This window comes from Sphingobium sp. 15-1, from assembly GCF_013375535.1.
GTDB lineage: Bacteria > Pseudomonadota > Alphaproteobacteria > Sphingomonadales > Sphingomonadaceae > Sphingobium > Sphingobium aromaticivastans.
In genome coordinates this window covers 772583-790329 of sequence record NZ_JABXJG010000001.1, presented here as the reverse complement: position 1 = coordinate 790329, position 17747 = coordinate 772583, and the positions used below count along the sequence as shown (strand labels likewise).

Below are 17747 nucleotides of genomic sequence, written 5' to 3'. Positions count from 1 at the left end.
CCATGAGCGCTCATGAAAAGGCGCACCCAGAGGAGACATCATGCGCAATCTCTTGGCCTGCACGGCCATCGCTTCCGTTATGGCCGCCCTGGCGGTGGCCGACGCCGCGGCGGAAACCACCATCGGTTCCGCCACCACCACCGCCGTCAAGACCTCCACCGCCGCCAACGGCGCCGCCGATGACGTGACGGTCAGCTCCGCAGGCTCGATCACGCTGACGAGCGGCACCGCCATCACCCAGGACAGCAACAACAAGGTCAGCAACGCCGGCACGCTGAAGATTTCGGGCGCCGACGGCGCGACCGGCATCCTCGCGAGGGCGGGCACCAGCGGCAATATCACGCACAGCGGCACGATCACGCTGGATGAGGATTATACCGCCACCGACAGCGACAGCGACGGGGATCTCGATGGCCCCTTCGCCAAGGGTTCGAACCGCAACGGCATCTGGGTCCAATCGGGCGCGACGCATAGCGGCAATATCGACAGCAGCGGCACCATCACCATCGAAGGCAATCAATCCGCCGGCATCCGCGTCGACGGCCCGCTGGCAGGCAATCTGTCGACCAGCGGTTCCACCAGCGTGGTGGGCGACAATGGCTATGGCGTGCTGGCGAACGCCGTCGCCGGCAATGTGACCATTCGCGGAACGACCGCGGCGGTGGGCGCGAACAGCGTCGGCGTGGCGCTGCAGGGCGATGTCGCGGGCGCGGTGAAGATCCAGGGCACGATCACCAGCACTGGCTATCGTTCCACCTCGCGCCCCAGCGACGTTTCGAAACTGGACGCGGACGACCTGCTGCAAGGCGGATCGGCGGTGACGATTGCGGGCAATGTCACGGGCGGGATCATCTTCGACATTCCGCCGACGCTGGACAGCACCAAGACCGACGTCGACAATGATGGGCTGACGGACACCAGCGAAGGGTCCGCCACGGTCATCAGCTATGGCTCCGCCCCCGCCGTGCGGATCGGGTCGGCCACGGCCGCCACGACCATCGGCGCGGTGGCGGCGGAAAGCTCCGGCTATGGGCTGATCGTCAAGGGTTCGATCGCGGGCTACGGCATTTATGACGGGGTGAACGCCAATGGCCTGGTCATTGGCGGACTGGGCGGCAATGTGACGCTGACCAAGGGCATGTTGATCGCGGGATCGGTCGGCGCGGTTTCCTATGACAGCAATGCCACGGCCATTCGCCTGGGCAGCGGCACGAGCGCCGATACGATCCAGGTCAGCGGCGCCATCGGCGCGACCGGTTCGAACCTGGCCTCCACATCGGCGCGCGCGCTGGTGATCGACGCTGGCGCCACCAGCCGCGCCATCGTCAACAGCGGCACCATCTCCGCCACGGCGCTCAGCAGCAAGGATGGCGCGGCCATCGCCATTCTCGATTCCTCCGGCACCGTGTCGACCTTGACCAATAGCGGCACCATCTCGGCATCGGGCGGCAAGAGCGGATCGAATGTCGCCATCGATCTGACCGCCAATGGCAGCGGCGTCACGTTGAGCCAGTCGCTCGCCTCCGCAACGGCAGCCGCGCCGAAGATCGTTGGCGACGTGCGGCTTGGCTCCGGCAACGATGTCGTGACCGTCTCGGCAGGCAGCATCGCGGGCAATGTCGATCTGGGCGCGGGCAGCAACAGCCTGGCGCTGTCCGGCGCCTCCACCCTGACGGGCAATGTGACGCTGGGCGGGAACGGCTCCAGCCTCGGCCTGGCGGGAAGCTCCAGGATCAATGGCGGAGTGGATTTCGGCGGCGGCGCGTCGACGCTGACCCTTTCCGATACCGCCGCGCTCAACGGCGCGATCAGCAACGCCGCCAACACCGCCGTGGTCGTGAATGGCGGCACGCTCAACGCCAGCAACAAGGGCACGGTCGCGCTGGCCTCGCTCGCGGTCGGCGGCTCCTCCGTCATCGGCGTGACGATCGATACGGCCAACGGCACCAACACGCTCTACAATGTCGCCGGGGCCGCGTCGTTCGCCAGCGGTTCGCAGGTCAAGGCGACCCTGACCAGCGTCGTCGGCTCGGAGGGCGATTATGTCATCGTCCACGCCGGATCACTGAGCGGCGCGCCCGTCCTCTCCAGCACGACGCTGATCCCCTATATGTTCAAGGGCGCCATCGCCAGCAACGCCTCGACCGGGGAGGTGACGCTGTCGATCGCCGCCAAGACGGTGTCCGAACTGGGTCTTACCGGATCGCAGGCGCGGGCCTATGATGCGATCTTCCACGCGCTCGACAAGGACAGCACCTTCGCCGGCACCTATCTCGCCATCACCGACGGCGACACGCTGAAGGCCAATCTGCAACAGATGCTGCCCGATCATGCGGGCGGCACGTTCGAGGCGGTGACGGCGGGTTCGCGCGCGACTGCCCGCATCCTGGCCGATCCCGGCGGCATCTATCGAACAGCCGACGGACGTCTGGGCTTCTGGTTGCAGCAGGTGGCGTTCGGCAGTTCCAAGAGCGTGGGCGACACCGCCTCCTATGACATCAACGGCTGGGGCGCGAGCTTCGGCGCGGAATATCTGACGGGGATCGGCGCCTTTGGCGGGTCGTTCGCCTATATCCACGGCAGCGATTCCTCGGGCAGCACCGACAATGCCGTCGATTCGGACCAGTTCGAACTGGCGGCGCACTGGCGCGGAGATTTCGGCCCGCTCCAGACCTATGCCCGCCTGTCGGCGGCCCACATCAAATTCGACGGCAGCCGCCATTTCGAAAGCGGCGATGTGGTTCGCACTGCTGACGGCAACTGGACGGGCAAGTTGCTGTCCGCGACGGCGGGCGGCTCCTATGAGATGCGCTTCAACCGCTTCTCTCTCCGTCCGGCGGCCAGCATCGATTATTACCGCCTGAAGGAAGACGGCTATAGCGAAACCGGCGGCGGCGATGCGTTCAACCTGATCGTCGACGGGCGCACCAGCGACGAACTGACGGCCAGCGGCAATGTGACGGTCGGCTATGATTTCGGCAGCCTCGACCGCGAGGATGGCTGGATGCGGTTCGAGCTGGAAGGCGGCCGCCGCCAGATCATCGGCGGATCGCTGGGCGCCACGACGGCGCATTTCACCGGCGGCGAGGACTTCACCCTGATCGCGGACAAGCGCACCAGCGGCTGGACCGGACGCGCGCGCCTGATCGGCGGGACCGAAAGCTTCCGCATCGGTGGCGAATTCGGGGCGGAGCAGCAGCAAAATCACGTCGCCATCTCCTTACGGGCGACGGTTAACTTCATCCTGTGACGTCCTAGAGCGGTTTTCGATCTGATTGAATCAGATCGCCGCTCTAAATCCTTTGTTTGCCGCGATTTCTTAACCAGCGATCGATGCCGATCACTTGGAAATCGCTCTAGTACCGAATTGGCGGGCCACACCCCACAGACCCTCCCGGTCCGCCAGTCAGCCATGACATGAGCCGGTTCCCAACGGCGTCGTGGCGCAAAATGGAAGGGGCGCTGCCTCCCCCGGCAGCGCCCCTTTTTTCTTATCCGCCGATCAAGGCCGAACCGCGAAATCGAATATTCGCGCGCCGCCCGTTCCGCCGCCCCACATGCCGGGGCCGGACCCGGCGCTGACGGAATAAAGGAAGCCATATTCTCCCGCGCTCAAATCCCCCTTCGGCGTGACCTTGAAGACGCCGGGCGCGACCTGTTCATAGTCGAAGGCGATGCGATCCTTGTCCATCACGCCGGATTTGGCGCCGCCCAGATTCATACTGCCGACGCGGGTTTCGCGGCGGCCCTTCTTCACGTCGAACTGGATCAGGCTGAATTCATTGGGCGAAGTGATCGCGGTCGCCGGGCCAGCCAGCCACAGCGAAGGCGTCCCGGCTTGCGACAGGCTGCGATTGGCTTCATCGAAATAGAAATAGAAGGTCGGCCGCGCCTTGCCCGAGACGATCCGGGCGCCGACATTGGGAATGACCGCCTTGATGCTGAGGGACGCGATGCCGCCGGTAAAGGCATAGCCCAAAATGCCGCCAGTCTTGCTCTGGTTGGAGATGGTGGGATCAATCCGCGCCATGCGGGCCGGCTGCGCGCTCTCCATCAGCATGTAGATGCCCGAGGGATGCGGCACCAGCGGATCGGGCGAGTCTGCCGACATGCTGGCCTTGGCCGAGGTGATGCCTTGCGATCCGGCCTCGATCATCGCGGCGATGACCGAACCTGAGACGCCGCTTTTCTTGAGCGCGATCAGATCGTCGGTGGAAAGCTTATATTGGGCAGGCGACGCCTTGATCTTGGCGATCACCGCCTCATCGCCCAGGCCCGCCGCCACAAGAGCGACGACGCTGTCGTTGTTCAGCGTTTCGGCGCTCGCCTTCGCAGGCGCCAGCATCGCCGCCGCGAGGCAAAGCCCCACGGCCCAAATCCCCCTGTTCATCTTCACCCCCCCCAAAAAGAAAAAGCCCGGCATTCTCCATGCCAGGCTTGTCCTGTCGCTTAACTCAAGGCCTTCTTGATCAGTTCGTTGACGACCTGCGGATTGGCCTTGCCCTGCATCGCCTTCATCGTCTGGCCGACGAAGAAGCCGAACAGCGCTTCCTTGCCCGCCTTATACTGCTCGACCTTGTCGCCATTGTCGGCCAGCACCTTGGCCACAGCGGCCTCAATCGCGCCGGTGTCGCTGGTCTGCTTCAGGCCTTTTTCTTCGACGATCTTCGGCGCGCGGTCGCCGGTTTCGAGCATGATCTCGAACACCTGCTTGGCGATAGTGCCACTGATCGTGCCGTCCGCGACGAGCGCCAGCAGTTCCGCGCCCTCTTCGGGACCGACGGGGCTGTCCTCAAGGCTCTTGCCCAGGCGATTGAGCGCACCGTAAAGCTCCGACAGCAGCCAGTTGGCCGACGCCTTGGCGACTTCGCCCTCGCTCTTCTTCTGGATGCGCGCGCCCTCGGCCAGCAGCGCCTCGAACCAGCGGGCGGTGTCGGCGTCCGCCGTCAGCGTCGCGGCGTTGTAAGCCGAGAGGCCCAGGGCCTGCTCATAGCGCTGGCGTTTGGCGTCGGGCAGTTCAGGCAGGGACTGGCGGCATTCCTCCAGGAAGGCGTCGTCCAGTTCCAGCGGCAGCAGGTCCGGATCGGGGAAGTAGCGATAGTCATGCGCATCTTCCTTCGACCGCATGGAGCGCGTTTCATTCTTGTCGGGGTCGTAGAGGCGGGTTTCCTGCACTATCTTGCCGCCCGCTTCCAGCACATCGACCTGACGGCTGGCTTCATATTCGACCACCGCCATGACGAAGCGGACCGAATTGACGTTCTTTGTCTCGGTGCGGGTGCCGAATTCCTCGCCCGGCTTGCGGACCGAGACGTTGACGTCGGCGCGCATCGAGCCCTGATCCATATTGCCGTCGCACGAGCCGACATAGCGCAGGATCGTCCGCAGCTTCGAGAGATAGGCCCCAGCCTCGGCGGGTGAGCGCATGTCAGGCTTTGACACGATTTCCATCAGCGCCACACCCGAGCGGTTGAGGTCGACATAGGAGCGCGTCGGATGCTGGTCGTGCATCAGCTTGCCGGCATCCTGCTCGACATGGATGCGCTCGATGCCGATGCTCTTGGTTACGGCGTCGGGGTTCTTGTCGTCCAGGCTGATCTCGATCTCGCCCTCGCCCACCAGCGGGTGGTAGAGCTGGCTGATCTGATAGCCCTGCGGAAGATCGGCGTAGAAGTAGTTCTTGCGGTCGAAGCGCGACCATTTGTTGATCTGCGCCTTGATCGCCATGCCGGTGCGCACCGCCTGGCGGATGCACTCGCGGTTCGGCACGGGCAGCATGCCAGGCATGGCCGCGTCGACCAGCGACACCTGCGTGTTCGGCTCCGCGCCGAAAGCCGTGGCCGCGCCGGAAAAGAGCTTCGCCTGGCTCGTCACCTGCGCATGGACTTCCAGGCCGATCACGACCTCCCACTCGCCGGTTGCGCCCTGAATGCGATATTCAGTCATTTTCTTCTCCAACTGGCACAATCGGCACAGCAAAGGCCAATCGAGTAGTAATGGAATTGTCGCGAGCGACTTCTCCCTTTGCTCCTAACCCGATGCCCATAACCTCAATTTTTGCCCCTCCGCTTCCCGCAGAATGACGATTTACCGTTACGGCAATGTCAAAGCTGATTTCTTTGGGCGTAGAGAAACAAACAGAATGCGCGAATGGATGACCAAGCCTCAAAGTTCGAGGCGGCGCCAACTTGGCTTGCCCCTTGGCAATCCCTTCAACAATGCCGTTGATCGCTTCGGATATAAAAGTTGTCAGATCAACTGCTGTGCCTTCTGCCTCGTGATCTGACATGATTACCACCACTTCTTCGGCCGCGCCGTGAAGCCCGCACGTTCTTCAATCGCGAGGCCCGCGTTCAGCACGGTCTGCTCGTCCAGCGCCTTGCCAATGATCTGGAGTCCCAGCGGCAGCCCTTGCGCGTCCAGCCCGCCCGGCACCGCCATGGCGGGTAAACCGGCAAGTGAAGCCGGAACGGTGAAGACGTCGTTCAGATACATGGCGAGCGGGTCGGCCTGCTTTTCGCCCAGCGCGAAGGAGGCGCTCGGCGCGGTCGGCGTCAGCAGCAGGTCGCACTTTTCGAAAGCCAGTTCGAAATCGCGCGCGATCAGCGCCCGGACCTTCTGCGCCTGCGTATAATAAGCGTCGTAGAAGCCCGCCGACAGCACATAGGTGCCGATCATGATGCGGCGCTTGACCTCTGGCCCGAAACCGGCGGCGCGGGTGGCGGCATACATGTCCTGCAAGCCCGCCCCATCGGGCAGGTCGCGCTGGCCGTAGCGCACGCCGTCATAGCGGGCGAGGTTCGAGGAAGCCTCGGCCGGCGCGATGATATAATAGGTCGGCAGCGCATATTTGGTGTGCGGCAGCGACACTTCCACCACCTCGGCGCCCGCATCCTTCAGCCACTCGATGCCGCGATCCCACATGGCGGAGATTTCCGCGTTCAGGCCATCAGGGCGATATTCCTTAGGAATGCCGACCTTCCTGCCCTTGAGATCGCTCGACAAATTGCCTTCCCACTGCGGCACGGCCAGATCGAGCGAGGTCGAATCCTTGGGGTCGAAGCCCGCCATGCTTTCCAGCAGGATCGCATTGTCGCGCACCGTCCGCGCCATCGGCCCGGCCTGATCCAGCGAAGAGGCGAAAGCCACGATGCCCCAGCGCGAGCAGCGGCCATAGGTCGGCTTGATGCCGCTGATGCCAGTGAAGGCCGCGGGCTGGCGGATCGAGCCGCCCGTGTCCGTGCCGGTCGCCGCCGGGCAAAGCCGCGCCGCAATGGCCGAGGACGAACCGCCCGAGGAGCCGCCCGGAGCCAGCGCGGCATTGTCACCGCCGCCCCGCCGCCAGGGCGAGATCACATTGCCGAAATAGCTCGTTTCGTTGGACGAACCCATGGCGAACTGGTCGAGGTTGAGCTTGCCCAACATGCCCGCGCCTGCATCCCACAGCTTTTTCGAAACCGTGGATTCATAGGTCGGCATGAAGCCTTCCAGCATGTGGCTAGCGGCGGTCGTCTGCACGCCCTCGGTGCAGAACAGATCCTTCATGCCGATCGGCACGCCCGACAGCGGCTTCAGCGCCTCGCCCGCCGCCTTCGCTTTGTCGGCGGCGTCAGCGGCTTCCAGCGCCTTTTCCGGCGTTTCCACGATGAAGGCGTTCAGCGCCTTGGCAGCGGCGACATTGGCGTTGAATGCCTCCGCCACTTCACGCGCCGAAAAATCGCCCGCGCGGAAACCGTCGCGGATTTCCGCGACCGTCAGATCGGTCAAAGCGCTTTTGTCTGTAGAATTTGGCATTATTCGATCACCTTCGGCACCGCGAAGAAGCCATGTTCGGCCTGCGGCGCATTGGCCAGCACCTTGTCGCGGACGTCGCCGTCGGTGACGGCATCGTCGCGCAAGCGCAGATGGTTGGGGATGACGGCGGTCATCGGCTCTACGCCGATCACGTCCACCTCGCCCAATTGCTCCACCCAGCCAAGGATGTTGTTGAGTTCGGGCACCATCGCTTCGGCTTCGGCGTCGGTCACCGAAATGCGCGAAAGGCTGGCGATCTTTTTCACGGTCTGAAGGTCTATCGACATGCGCCGCCGCTACCATCCGGGCACGTCCGCTTCAAGTCCCGATCCTCCGAGACCTTGCGCACGCTCGCCGCTTGCGCCAGACAGAAACAGTCCATCAATTGGAGAGTAGCTGTTGGCCCGCAAGTTCCTCTATGTCGTAACCGGCCTGATCGTGCTGGTGATCGCGGCATTGCTGGCCTATCGCATCTGGGGCATGCAGATGATCCGCGCGGTGATGGTCCCGCGGGAGGCCTTTGCGCAAATCGAACCGCTCCCCGTCAGCGCCTATGACGATCCGAAGATGTGGATCGCCCGACCCGACATCGTGAAGGACAATCCCGCCCTCTGGACTCCCGAGGGCGTGAAGGACGCGCCTTCAACGCAAAAGGCGGCGGTCTTCTTCATCCACCCGACCTCCTACATCACCACGCTGGGCGACGCGCATTGGAACATGCGGCTGGACGACCAGGAATCCCTCACCACGGCGCGGCGCTTCGTGAAGAATCAGGCGAGCGCCTTCAACGCCGTCGGCGCGATCTGGGCGCCCCGCTACCGCCAGGCCAATTACGGGGCGTTCCTGACCGACAAGCCCGCTGGCGAGCAATCCCTTGCCGCCGCCTATCGCGACGTCGCCCAGGCCTTTGCCGCGTTCCTCAAGGCCAATCCCGAAGGCCCGCTGATCCTCGCCGCCCATAGCCAGGGGTCGCTCCACCTGCTCAGGCTGCTGCGCGAGCAGGTCGCGGGCAAGCCGGTCGCGGACCGCATCGCCGCCGTCTATGCCGTGGGCTGGCCGATCTCGGTCGAGGCCGACCTCCCTGCCCTGGGCCTTCCCGCCTGCGCCCGGCGCGACCAGTCGCATTGCATCGTGAGCTGGCAGAGCTATGCCGAACCGGCCGATCCCTCCGCCGTGATCGAGAGTTTCGAGCGCAAGCCCAGCTTCACCGGCAAGCCGCACAAGGGCACGCACATGCTCTGCACCAATCCCATTACCGGCGCCTTCAACGGCGCCGCCCCGGCGAGCGCCAATCGCGGCACGCTGGACGCGCGCGATGCGGACAAGCCGACCCGGCTCGTTCCCGGCATCGTGCCCGCCCGCTGCGACACCAGCGGCGTGCTGATGATCGGGGAGCCGGTGGACATGGGCCCCTTCACCTTGCCGGGCAATAATTATCACGTCTATGACTATGCGCTGTTCTGGGCCGATGTGCGCGAAGACGCGAAACAGCGGCTGACCGCCTTTCTGAAGAAATAAGCATGTCCATCCTCACCGCCGACCGCGCGGTTTTCCGCGAAGCATTACCCCATGGCGGCCGCCTGATCGGGCTAGACGTCGGCACCAAGACCATCGGCCTTGCCCTGTGCGACGCGGGCTGGTCGATCGCCAGCCCCGCCCACACCGTTTCGCGGGGCAAGTTCAGCAAGGACAAGATCGCCCTCGCCGCCTTCATGGAGCAACAGCAGGTGAAGGGCGTGGTGATCGGCCTGCCGCTCAACCTCGACGGCAGCGAAAGTCCGCGCAGCCAGGCCAGCCGCGCCTTCGGGCGGAATATCGCTGATCTGGGCCTGCCGATCCTGCTCTGGGACGAGCGCTGGTCCACCCAGGCGGTGACGCGCACTCTGCTGGAAGCCGATGCCAGCCGGGCGCGGCGCGATGAACTGGTCGACAAGCTTGCGGCGAGTTACATCCTGCAAGGCGCGATCGATGGGCTGATGGCGGGGTTTTAGGCTGTATCGACATTCCGCCTAGGGTTTCCTGTTCTTGCGAAGGCAGGAGCACGAAGCGGTCGATGGCGGATGAAGCCTTAAATCCCGTCGCGTCCGTAGACATCGGGCAGGAACTGCACCCCATCCCCCGAAGGCACGGCTGTCAGATAGGTCAGATAGACCGGCACCGGTTGGGGCAACGGTTCATGCTGCTCCGGCTTGTCGCTGCCGGCCTTTAGCGGCTTGCCGAAGAACCAGCGCCCAAGCCGCTGCGCATCCTCCAGCCGCACGCAGCCATTGCTGAACTGCCGCGCCGGTTTAGCCAGCAGATCGCGCGAAGGCGTGTCGTGCAGGTAGATGCCAAGATCGTTGGGGAACATGAACTTCACCTTCCCCATGGCATTGTCGCCGCCCGGAAGCTGCCGCACGCGCAATTCCGTCCGCCCGTCGGCCACCGCCCGCCAATCGATAGTCGCCGGATCAAGCTTCTGCGCATTGGCGCTCCAGTCGGACAGCGCTTCATAATGCAGCCTGGTCAGCGACGCTCCGTTCAGCATCTTCGGCGCCAGCTTCCGCTCGACCAGATCGGACGGCACGTTCCAATAGGGATTGAGCGTTGCATAGCGCACCATGCCCGCCATCATCGGCGTCTGGCTTTCCTTCGCGCCGACGACCACCTTCATTGTGCCGTCCTGCGCGCCCTTGCTGAAATACCAGAGCCGGGCGGAGGCCGCATCCACCACCACATGCCGCACATAGGGGCCGGGCAGCAGGCGCGTCCGTTCCAAATTGAGCGCGATCAGCCGGTCATAATAGTCGTCGCCGCGATTGAGCGCCGCAATCGTGGCCGCACCCGCGACGCCATCGGGCTTCAGGCCATGGTCGCCCTGAAAGGCCTTCACCCTGGCCACCAGCGCCTTGTCATAGGCGGCGCCGCTTTCCAATCCCAGCCGCAGCCGCAAGGACGCGGCGCCGGATTTCATGCCGGGGCGTAGCTTCGCACCAGCCGGCACCGCCGTCTGCGGCAGGCCGTCCCGGCGCTTGGCCCAGCGCTTGGCGAAGCCCACCCGCGCATCGCGCAGCTTCACATAGAAGGGACTCATCCAGCCGACATTCTTCACATAGTCGGCAAAGGAGGGCGTGACGGCGGCGGCGCGCAAAATCTCCCTGGGTTCCTCGTCCTTCGGCTCCACCTCCGGATCGAGATAGCGCACCTTCATCTTGCGCGAAGGCTTGCGCATGTCGCTCACCAGCGCGGCGAAGGCCTTGGAAAAGGCCAGGTCGGCCCGCGCCAGCAGCTTGGGATCGCCGCTCGCCTCGGCTTCCTGCCTCAAGCTCCTGAGTTCGCGCGGATCATAATCCCTGGGTTTCAGCCCATCCGCGTCCGCGCTCTCGATCAAGGCGATCAGCGCATCGGCCTGCGGTCCGACCTTGCCCTTCTCTACCCATAGCGGCCAGTAACCGCGAGGGGCGTAGAAATCCCTGAGCTTCCCGCCGACGGACGACCGGATTTCCGCCGCCACGCTGGTGCGCGCGGCATCGGAAGCGGATGCGGTCTGGGCGATGGCTTGTCCCTGCCAGGGCGCGAGCAGCAGCGCCGAAGCCAGGATCGTGCGAAGAAAGGGGGCGCGGCTGTGATGCCGCGCCCGAACGGATGGGTTTGTCAGCCGCGTTCTCCACGACGCGAGGGCGGCGGAGGCGGCGGGGGCGGCGGACAGGGCGGGCCCTGGATCTCATGATACATGCCGTCGGGCGAATAATAGCCGTCGACAATGCCGTCGCCATTGCGGTCCGCCGCGACCGTGCCGCTGATCGCGCCCGGACCGACCGGCGGCGCAGGCGCGACAGGCTCATCCCTCGTCGACGCGCAAGCGCTCAAAGCGAGCGCCGTGCCGCCGAGAAGTGCCAAAAAGCTGATTTTCATAGCCTCTCCCTTGGCGCCACAAGGACCGTGCGCCGGTTAGAATGTGGACACTGCGGATCGCAGCGCAAGTGTAACGACCGGCAATCGGATTGGATTCCATTACCGCTGCGCAATGACGACGAGTCGTGCCTAAGCAGCGATTAACCGTTTAGAGAGGGCGGAATTTGCGGAACGTGCTCCTGCGAAGGCAGGAGCACGAAACGCATAAAGCAAGCGTCAGCCCTCTACCCACTCCGCCGAAGCGATACCCTGCGCATAGAGCAGCACCGACAGGTCGCCATGCACGATCTCCGCAGCCGCCGCTTCGCGTGTCTTGGGCTTGGCATGATAGGCGACCCCCAGCCCGGCGCCCTGGATCATCGGAATGTCGTTCGCCCCGTCGCCCACGGCCAGGGTCAACGCCCGGTCGATCCCGCCCTCGATCGCCGCCTCCAGTTCAGCCCGCTTGCGCGCCGCGTCCACGATCGGCACCGTCACCGTGCCCAGCAGGGCGCCGTCCGCAATCTCCAGCACATTGGCGACGGCGGCATCGAAGCCGATCTCCTCCGCCACCGGTCCGGTAAAACGCGTGAAGCCGCCCGATACGAGCAACGTCCTCGCCCCCCTCGCCTTCATCGTGCGCACCAGCGCGCTGGCGCCCGGCATGATCTTCACCCGCTCCGTCCGGCATTGGTCGATGGCCGCATCCGCCAGCCCCTTGAGCAGAGCCACGCGCTCATGCAGCGCGCCGGCAAAGTCGAGTTCGCCGCGCATCGCCCGCTCGGTGATCTCCGCGATCTGAGGCTTGATCCCGGCATAGTCGGCCAGCTCGTCGATGCATTCGACGGTGATCATGGTGGAATCCATGTCTGCGATCAGCAGCTTCTTTTCCCGCCCCTCGGCCAGTTGGACGATCACATCCACCCGGTCGCCAATGCCGGTCAGCGCGGCGCGCGCGGCAATGGGATCAAGCCCAAAGAAAATATCCGCCGCCTTGCCCTCGTCCAGCCAGTCGTTATCCACCGGCGCGCAACCCGCTACGGCCAGCCGCCCGGCCGCTTCGGCAATATCTTCCTGACTCAAGGCGCCACTTGCCACTAAGGTCGCAACGAACATGGATACTCCTGACACTTCACAGGGCGAATCCCGCCCGCGCGTCGCGCTTATTGCCGGGCCTACCGCCAGCGGCAAGAGCGCGCTTGCCGTCGCCCTCGCCCACGCGGCGAACGGCATCGTCATCAATGCCGACGCCAGCCAGGTCTATGCCGACCTCCAGATCCTCTCCGCCCGCCCCAGCGAGGAGGAAATGGCCGGCGTCCCGCACCGCCTGTTTGGCCATATCGACGGCGCGGAAGCCTGCACCGCCGCCCGCTGGGCCGCCGAAGCCCGCGCTGAAATCGGCAAGGCGCATCGGGCCGGGCGGTTGCCCATATTGGTGGGCGGCACGGGGCTTTATCTGCGCACCCTGCTCGACGGCATCGCCCCGGTCCCGGACATAGACCCCGCCGTCCGTGCTGCCATCCGCGCCATGCCGGTGGCGGAGGCGCATGCCGCGCTGGCGGAAGAAGACCCCGCAGCCGCCGCCCGCCTGGCCTCCGCCGACACCAGCCGCGTCGCCCGCGCGCTGGAAGTGATGCGCTCGACCGGCAAGCCCCTGGCCGAATGGCAGCGGCACAAGAGCGGGGGCATAGGCCAGCACATCACCCTATCGCCCATGATCCTGCTGCCTCCGCGTGACTGGCTGATCTCCCGCTGCGACCTGCGCTTCGGGCAGATGGTGGACGGCGGCGCCGTAGCGGAAGTCGAAGCCCTGCTGGCTCGCAATCTCTCCCCCGACCTGCCGGTCATGCGTGCTATCGGGGTGCCGGAAATCGCCGCCTGGATGGCGGAGGAAATCGACCGCGAGACCATGATGGAGCGCGGCCGGATCGCGACCCGCCAATATGCGAAACGGCAATATACCTGGTTTTCGCGCCAGCCCCCGGCGGAATGGCCGCGAGAGCAGCGACAGATTGATATGGAAATTGCGGAAGAATTGGTAATAAAATTACAACAATAACTATTGACTTGCCATTTTATGTCCAATAGACGCTGCCGCCTTGCCATCGTTCCGCTTCTGGAGCAGAGGGCGCAGCAATTATCCAACGGAAGGAACCATCGTGGCCGAAAAGAGCGGCGCGGACATATTGGTTGAGTGCCTGATCGACCTGGGGGTCGAGGTCGTGTTCGGTTATCCGGGCGGCGCGGTGCTGCCCATTTATGACGCACTCTTCAATCATCCGAAGATCCGCCATGTGCTCGTTCGCCACGAACAGGGCGCGACCCATATGGCGGAGGGCTATGCCCGTTCCACCGGCAAGCCCGGCGTCGTCCTGGTTACCTCCGGCCCCGGCGCGACCAATGCCGTCACCGGCATCACCGACGCGCTGATGGATTCCATCCCGATGGTCGTCATCACTGGTCAGGTTCCGACCCAGCTCATCGGCACCGACGCTTTCCAGGAAGCGGACACGGTCGGCATCACGCGCCACTGCACCAAGCATAATTATCTGGTGAAGTCGCCCGGCAAGCTGGCGAGCGTCGTCCATGAGGCGTTCCACATCGCCACCACCGGCCGCCCCGGCCCGGTCGTCGTCGACATTCCGAAGAATGTCCAGATCGCGACCGCGCCCTACAAGAAGCCGGAAAGCTTCGAACATGCCAGCTACCGCCCGCAGACCAAGGCGGACCCGGCTGCCATCGCCAGTGCGGTCGCAATGCTGGCGGCTGCCGAGCGGCCGATCTTCTACACCGGCGGCGGCGTCATCAACTCCGGCCCGGAAGCCTCGACCCTGCTGCGGGAGATCGCGGCGCTGACCGGCGCGCCCGTCACCTCGACGCTGATGGGTCTGGGCGCCTTCCCCGCTTCGTCCGGCCAGTGGGTCGGCATGCTGGGCATGCACGGCACCTATGAAGCCAATTGGGCGATGAACAAGGCGGACCTGATCGTCTGCGTCGGCGCCCGTTTCGACGACCGCGTGACAGGCCGTCTGGACGCCTTCGCACCCCATGCGAAGAAGATCCACATCGACATCGACCGCAGCTCGATCAACAAGACGGTCGAGGTCGACCTGCCCATCATCGCGGACGTCGGCAACGCCCTCGCGGACATGATCGCGCTCTGGAAGGATCGCGGGCACAAGGCGGCGGACCTCACCGAATGGTGGGCGCGGATCGACGGCTGGCGCGCGCGCAACAGCCTCGCCTATCCCGAAAGCCGGGAAGAGATCATGCCGCAGGAGGCGATCGCCCAGCTCTACAAGGCTTCGCGCAGCGCCAAGGACGTCATCATCACCACCGAAGTCGGCCAGCACCAGATGTGGGCGGCCCAGCATTTCGGCTTCGACGAACCGAACAAATGGCTGACCTCCGGGGGTCTTGGCACCATGGGCTATGGCTTCCCGGCCGCCATCGGCGCGCAGATCGGCAATCCCGACAGCCTGGTCGTCTGCGTCGCGGGCGATGCCTCGGTGCAGATGAACATCCAGGAAATGGGCACGGCGACGCAGTACCGCACGCCGGTCAAGCTGTTCATCCTGAACAATGAATATATGGGCATGGTCCGCCAGTGGCAGGAGCTGACCTATGAAAGCCGCTATTCCAACAGCTATTCGGACAGCCTGCCCGATTTCGTGAAGCTGGCGGAAGCTTATGGCTGGACCGGCATCCGGATCGAAGGGCCGCAGGAACTGGCAGCCGGCATCCGTCAGATGATCGACACGCCCGGCCCGGTGATCGTGGACTGCCGCGTGGCGAAGCTTTCCAACTGCTTCCCGATGATCCCGTCGGGCGCGGCGCATACCGACATGCTGCTCGACCCCAGCCAGGTCGAAGGCATCATGTCGGACGAGGCGAAGGCTTTGGTGTGAGGATGGGGGTGTGACTGCTCATCTGAAGCTCCGCATCCATGTGAGCGAGCCCTTCGATTTCGAACGGATCGCGGGCACCGCCGAGTTGACGGGCTGGACGGTGGACCATGCCGATCCGGAGAATGAGGGGTGGGAAGTCCATCTGGATGAAGGCTTCGATTTTCACGAGCGCCATATCGGCCGCCTGCTGGTCAGCCCGCGCTATGTGGGCGAGCATCTGGCGCGGATGTTCGATGCGATTGCGGGCTTTCCGGTGCGGATCGCTCATCGCGACGACAATGCATGGCACTACGCCTTCACGGGCATGATTTCAGAGCGCCATGAGCGCGAAGAACCGGATAACGGAACGAACTGATGCACATCCAGGAAGAACTGAGCGAGCGGCACGTCCTGTCGCTGATGGTTTCCAACGAGGCGGGCATATTGGCGCGCATCGCCGGCCTGTTCACAGCGCGCGGCTATAATATCGACAGCCTGACCGTGGCGGACATCACCCCCGACCATGCGATCAGCCGCATCACCATCGTCACCAGCGGCCCGCCCAAGGTGATCGACCAGATCATGGCGCAGCTCGACCGCCTGGTGCCGGTGCACAAGGTGACGGACCTCACCGAAAACGGCCCCTTCGTCGAGCGCGAGCTGGCGCTGGTGAAGGTCGCGGGCGTGGGCGAGGACCGGATCGAGGCGCTGCGCCTGGCCGACGTCTTCCGCGCCAAGGTGGTCGACACGACGATCGAGAGCTTCATTTTCGAGATCACTGGCACGACCGACAAGATCGACAATTTCGTCGGCCTGATGCGCCAGATCGGCCTGGTCGAAGTCGGCCGGACCGGCGTCGTCGGCCTGATCCGCGGCAAGGAGCCGGTATAACGACTTCCCCTCGCCCCCTGGGGGAGAGGGTTGCGCAGACTTGGCGGCTCTGCCGCCTAGTCGAAGCTGGGAGAGGAGGCAGCGCCCTCGCGGGAGCAAAAGCCCCTCTCCAACCCCATCTAGGCCCGGCTGCGCCGAGCCAAGATTTCGGATCCTCTCCCCGTGCCGGGGCGAGGACTAAAAATGGCACGGTTTGAGGGAATGTGGATATGAAGGTTTATTACGATCGCGACGCGGACATCGGCCTGATCAAGGGCAAGAAGGTCGCCATCCTCGGTTATGGCAGCCAGGGCCACGCCCATGCGCAGAACCTGCGCGACTCCGGCGTTGCCGACGTCGCCATCGCGCTGCGTCCCGGCTCGCCCAGCGCCAAGAAGGCCGAAGGCGCAGGCTTCAAGGTGCTGTCGAACGCCGACGCCGCCGCTTGGGCCGACGTGCTCATGATCCTGGCGCCCGATGAGCATCAGGCCGCCATCTACGCCGACGACATCCACGCCAATCTGCGCCCGGGCGCGGCGCTGGCCTTCGCGCACGGTCTGAACGTGCATTTCGGCCTGATCGAACCCCGCGCCGACGTTGACGTCATCATGATCGCGCCCAAGGGTCCGGGCCATACCGTCCGCGGCGAATATGTGCGCGGCGGCGGCGTGCCCTGCCTGATCGCGGTTCATCAGGACGCGACCGGCAACGCCCATGACATCGCCCTCTCCTATGCTTCGGGCGTCGGCGGCGGCCGTTCGGGCATCATCGAAACCAACTTCCGCGAAGAATGCGAAACCGACCTGTTCGGTGAGCAGGCCGTGCTGTGCGGCGGCACCACCGCGCTGGTCCAGGCCGGTTTCGAAACGCTGGTCGAAGCGGGCTATTCCCCGGAAATGGCCTATTTCGAATGCCTCCACGAACTGAAGCTGATCGTCGACCTGATGTATGAGGGCGGCATCGCCACCATGCGCTACTCGATCTCGAACACCGCCGAATATGGCGATATCAAGACCGGCCCGCGCATCATCACCGAAGAAACGAAGAAGGAAATGAAGCGCGTCCTGGCCGACATCCAGTCAGGCCGCTTCGTCAAGGACTTCGTGCTCGACAACCGCGCCGGCCAGCCGGAACTGAAGGCCAGCCGTATCGCCGCCCAGCGCCACCCGATCGAGGAAACCGGCGCCAAGCTGCGCGCCATGATGCCCTGGATCGGCGCCAACAAGCTGGTCGACAAGGACAAGAACTAAGCCCTGCCCGCCATTCCGGGATCGGGATGGCAGGTAGTCGATCCGGTAACCCTTTGTTTCCGGTTACGGCTCT

Annotated in this window: 16 protein-coding genes; 8 read left to right on the top strand and 8 right to left on the bottom strand. The window is 64.6% G+C overall.

The genetic code is table 11. The features are described from left to right. Positions 1-40 precede the first annotated feature (40 nt). Positions 41-3250 (top strand): autotransporter domain-containing protein, encoded by a 3210-nt coding sequence (locus HUK72_RS03650; protein WP_176595583.1) that lies wholly within the window; start codon positions 41-43, stop codon positions 3248-3250. 252 nt (positions 3251-3502) lie between these two features. On the opposite strand, the gene HUK72_RS03645 is transcribed toward HUK72_RS03650, so the two are convergent. Genes HUK72_RS03645 through gatC form a run of 5 tightly spaced genes read right to left on the bottom strand, consistent with a single transcriptional unit; the run spans position 3503 to position 8081 of the window. Further along, positions 3503-4390 (bottom strand): hypothetical protein, encoded by an 888-nt coding sequence (locus HUK72_RS03645; RefSeq protein WP_255325605.1) that lies wholly within the window; start codon positions 4388-4390, stop codon positions 3503-3505. A 59-nt stretch (positions 4391-4449) separates the two neighbouring features. Beyond that, on the bottom strand, positions 4450-5946 hold the full coding sequence (gatB, locus tag HUK72_RS03640) for an Asp-tRNA(Asn)/Glu-tRNA(Gln) amidotransferase subunit GatB (RefSeq protein ID WP_176595581.1): 1497 nt from the start codon (positions 5944-5946) through the stop codon (positions 4450-4452). Further along, positions 5939-6289, bottom strand: a complete 351-nt coding sequence (locus tag HUK72_RS03635; protein ID WP_176595580.1) for a hypothetical protein — start codon at positions 6287-6289, stop codon at positions 5939-5941. The genes gatB and HUK72_RS03635 overlap by 8 nt, the downstream gene beginning before the upstream one ends. A 2-nt stretch (positions 6290-6291) precedes the next feature. Then, positions 6292-7794 (bottom strand): Asp-tRNA(Asn)/Glu-tRNA(Gln) amidotransferase subunit GatA, encoded by a 1503-nt coding sequence (gene gatA / locus HUK72_RS03630; RefSeq protein ID WP_176595579.1) that lies wholly within the window; start codon positions 7792-7794, stop codon positions 6292-6294. Next, positions 7794-8081, bottom strand: a complete 288-nt coding sequence (gatC, locus tag HUK72_RS03625; protein WP_176595578.1) for an Asp-tRNA(Asn)/Glu-tRNA(Gln) amidotransferase subunit GatC — start codon at positions 8079-8081, stop codon at positions 7794-7796. The genes gatA and gatC overlap by 1 nt, the downstream gene beginning before the upstream one ends. 112 nt (positions 8082-8193) lie before the next feature. On the opposite strand from gatC, the gene HUK72_RS03620 reads away from it, so the two are divergent. Then, positions 8194-9312, top strand: a complete 1119-nt coding sequence (locus HUK72_RS03620; RefSeq protein WP_176595577.1) for a DUF3089 domain-containing protein — start codon at positions 8194-8196, stop codon at positions 9310-9312. Positions 9313-9314: 2 nt separating this feature from the next. Beyond that, the gene (gene ruvX / locus HUK72_RS03615; protein ID WP_176591226.1) at positions 9315-9785 is read left to right on the top strand and encodes a Holliday junction resolvase RuvX; all 471 of its coding nucleotides are present in this window, start codon (positions 9315-9317) and stop codon (positions 9783-9785) included. A 77-nt stretch (positions 9786-9862) separates the two neighbouring features. Here ruvX and HUK72_RS03610 read toward each other — a convergent pair whose 3' ends face one another. The 3 genes from HUK72_RS03610 to serB form a co-directional block, all read right to left on the bottom strand. Beyond that, entirely contained in the window at positions 9863-11359 is a 1497-nt protein-coding gene (locus tag HUK72_RS03610; protein ID WP_255325768.1) for a murein L,D-transpeptidase, read from the bottom strand. Positions 11360-11427: 68 nt separating this feature from the next. Continuing rightward, positions 11428-11688 (bottom strand): hypothetical protein, encoded by a 261-nt coding sequence (locus HUK72_RS03605; RefSeq protein ID WP_176595576.1) that lies wholly within the window; start codon positions 11686-11688, stop codon positions 11428-11430. A 216-nt stretch (positions 11689-11904) separates the two neighbouring features. Further along, on the bottom strand, positions 11905-12783 hold the full coding sequence (gene serB, locus HUK72_RS03600) for a phosphoserine phosphatase SerB (protein ID WP_176595575.1): 879 nt from the start codon (positions 12781-12783) through the stop codon (positions 11905-11907). On the opposite strand from serB, the gene miaA reads away from it, so the two are divergent. The 5 genes from miaA to ilvC all read left to right on the top strand — a co-directional run bounded on the left by miaA (position 12782) and on the right by ilvC (position 17674). Beyond that, the gene (gene miaA / locus HUK72_RS03595; protein ID WP_176595574.1) at positions 12782-13726 is read left to right on the top strand and encodes a tRNA (adenosine(37)-N6)-dimethylallyltransferase MiaA; all 945 of its coding nucleotides are present in this window, start codon (positions 12782-12784) and stop codon (positions 13724-13726) included. The two genes, serB and miaA, sit on opposite strands and share 2 nt — an antisense overlap. Positions 13727-13826: 100 nt before the next feature. After that, positions 13827-15575 (top strand): acetolactate synthase 3 large subunit, encoded by a 1749-nt coding sequence (locus tag HUK72_RS03590; RefSeq protein ID WP_176595573.1) that lies wholly within the window; start codon positions 13827-13829, stop codon positions 15573-15575. Positions 15576-15585: 10 nt separating this feature from the next. Then, on the top strand, positions 15586-15930 hold the full coding sequence (locus tag HUK72_RS03585; RefSeq protein ID WP_176595572.1) for a hypothetical protein: 345 nt from the start codon (positions 15586-15588) through the stop codon (positions 15928-15930). Further along, entirely contained in the window at positions 15930-16445 is a 516-nt protein-coding gene (ilvN, locus tag HUK72_RS03580) for an acetolactate synthase small subunit (RefSeq protein ID WP_176595571.1), read from the top strand. Before HUK72_RS03585 ends, ilvN begins: the two co-directional genes overlap by 1 nt. Positions 16446-16654: 209 nt before the next feature. After that, positions 16655-17674: a ketol-acid reductoisomerase gene (gene ilvC, locus HUK72_RS03575; RefSeq protein WP_176595570.1), complete on the top strand. Its 1020-nt coding sequence runs from the start codon at positions 16655-16657 to the stop codon at positions 17672-17674. Positions 17675-17747 lie beyond the last annotated feature (73 nt).

Bases quoted from the DNA above. Each gene is read 5' to 3' on its own strand.
- ilvN (WP_176595571.1), top strand. From the start codon at position 15,930: ATGCACATCCAGGAAGAACTGAGCGAGCGGCACGTCCTGTCGCTGATG.
- gatA (WP_176595579.1), bottom strand. From the start codon at position 7,794: ATGCCAAATTCTACAGACAAAAGCGCTTTGACCGATCTGACGGTCGCG.
- serB (WP_176595575.1), bottom strand. From the start codon at position 12,783: ATGTTCGTTGCGACCTTAGTGGCAAGTGGCGCCTTGAGTCAGGAAGAT.
- ruvX (WP_176591226.1), top strand. From the start codon at position 9,315: ATGTCCATCCTCACCGCCGACCGCGCGGTTTTCCGCGAAGCATTACCC.
- ilvC (WP_176595570.1), top strand. From the start codon at position 16,655: ATGAAGGTTTATTACGATCGCGACGCGGACATCGGCCTGATCAAGGGC.
- gatC (WP_176595578.1), bottom strand. From the start codon at position 8,081: ATGTCGATAGACCTTCAGACCGTGAAAAAGATCGCCAGCCTTTCGCGC.
- miaA (WP_176595574.1), top strand. From the start codon at position 12,782: ATGGATACTCCTGACACTTCACAGGGCGAATCCCGCCCGCGCGTCGCG.
- HUK72_RS03650 (WP_176595583.1), top strand. From the start codon at position 41: ATGCGCAATCTCTTGGCCTGCACGGCCATCGCTTCCGTTATGGCCGCC.
- HUK72_RS03605 (WP_176595576.1), bottom strand. From the start codon at position 11,688: ATGAAAATCAGCTTTTTGGCACTTCTCGGCGGCACGGCGCTCGCTTTG.
- gatB (WP_176595581.1), bottom strand. From the start codon at position 5,946: ATGACTGAATATCGCATTCAGGGCGCAACCGGCGAGTGGGAGGTCGTG.
- HUK72_RS03645 (WP_255325605.1), bottom strand. From the start codon at position 4,390: ATGAACAGGGGGATTTGGGCCGTGGGGCTTTGCCTCGCGGCGGCGATG.
- HUK72_RS03635 (WP_176595580.1), bottom strand. From the start codon at position 6,289: ATGTCAGATCACGAGGCAGAAGGCACAGCAGTTGATCTGACAACTTTT.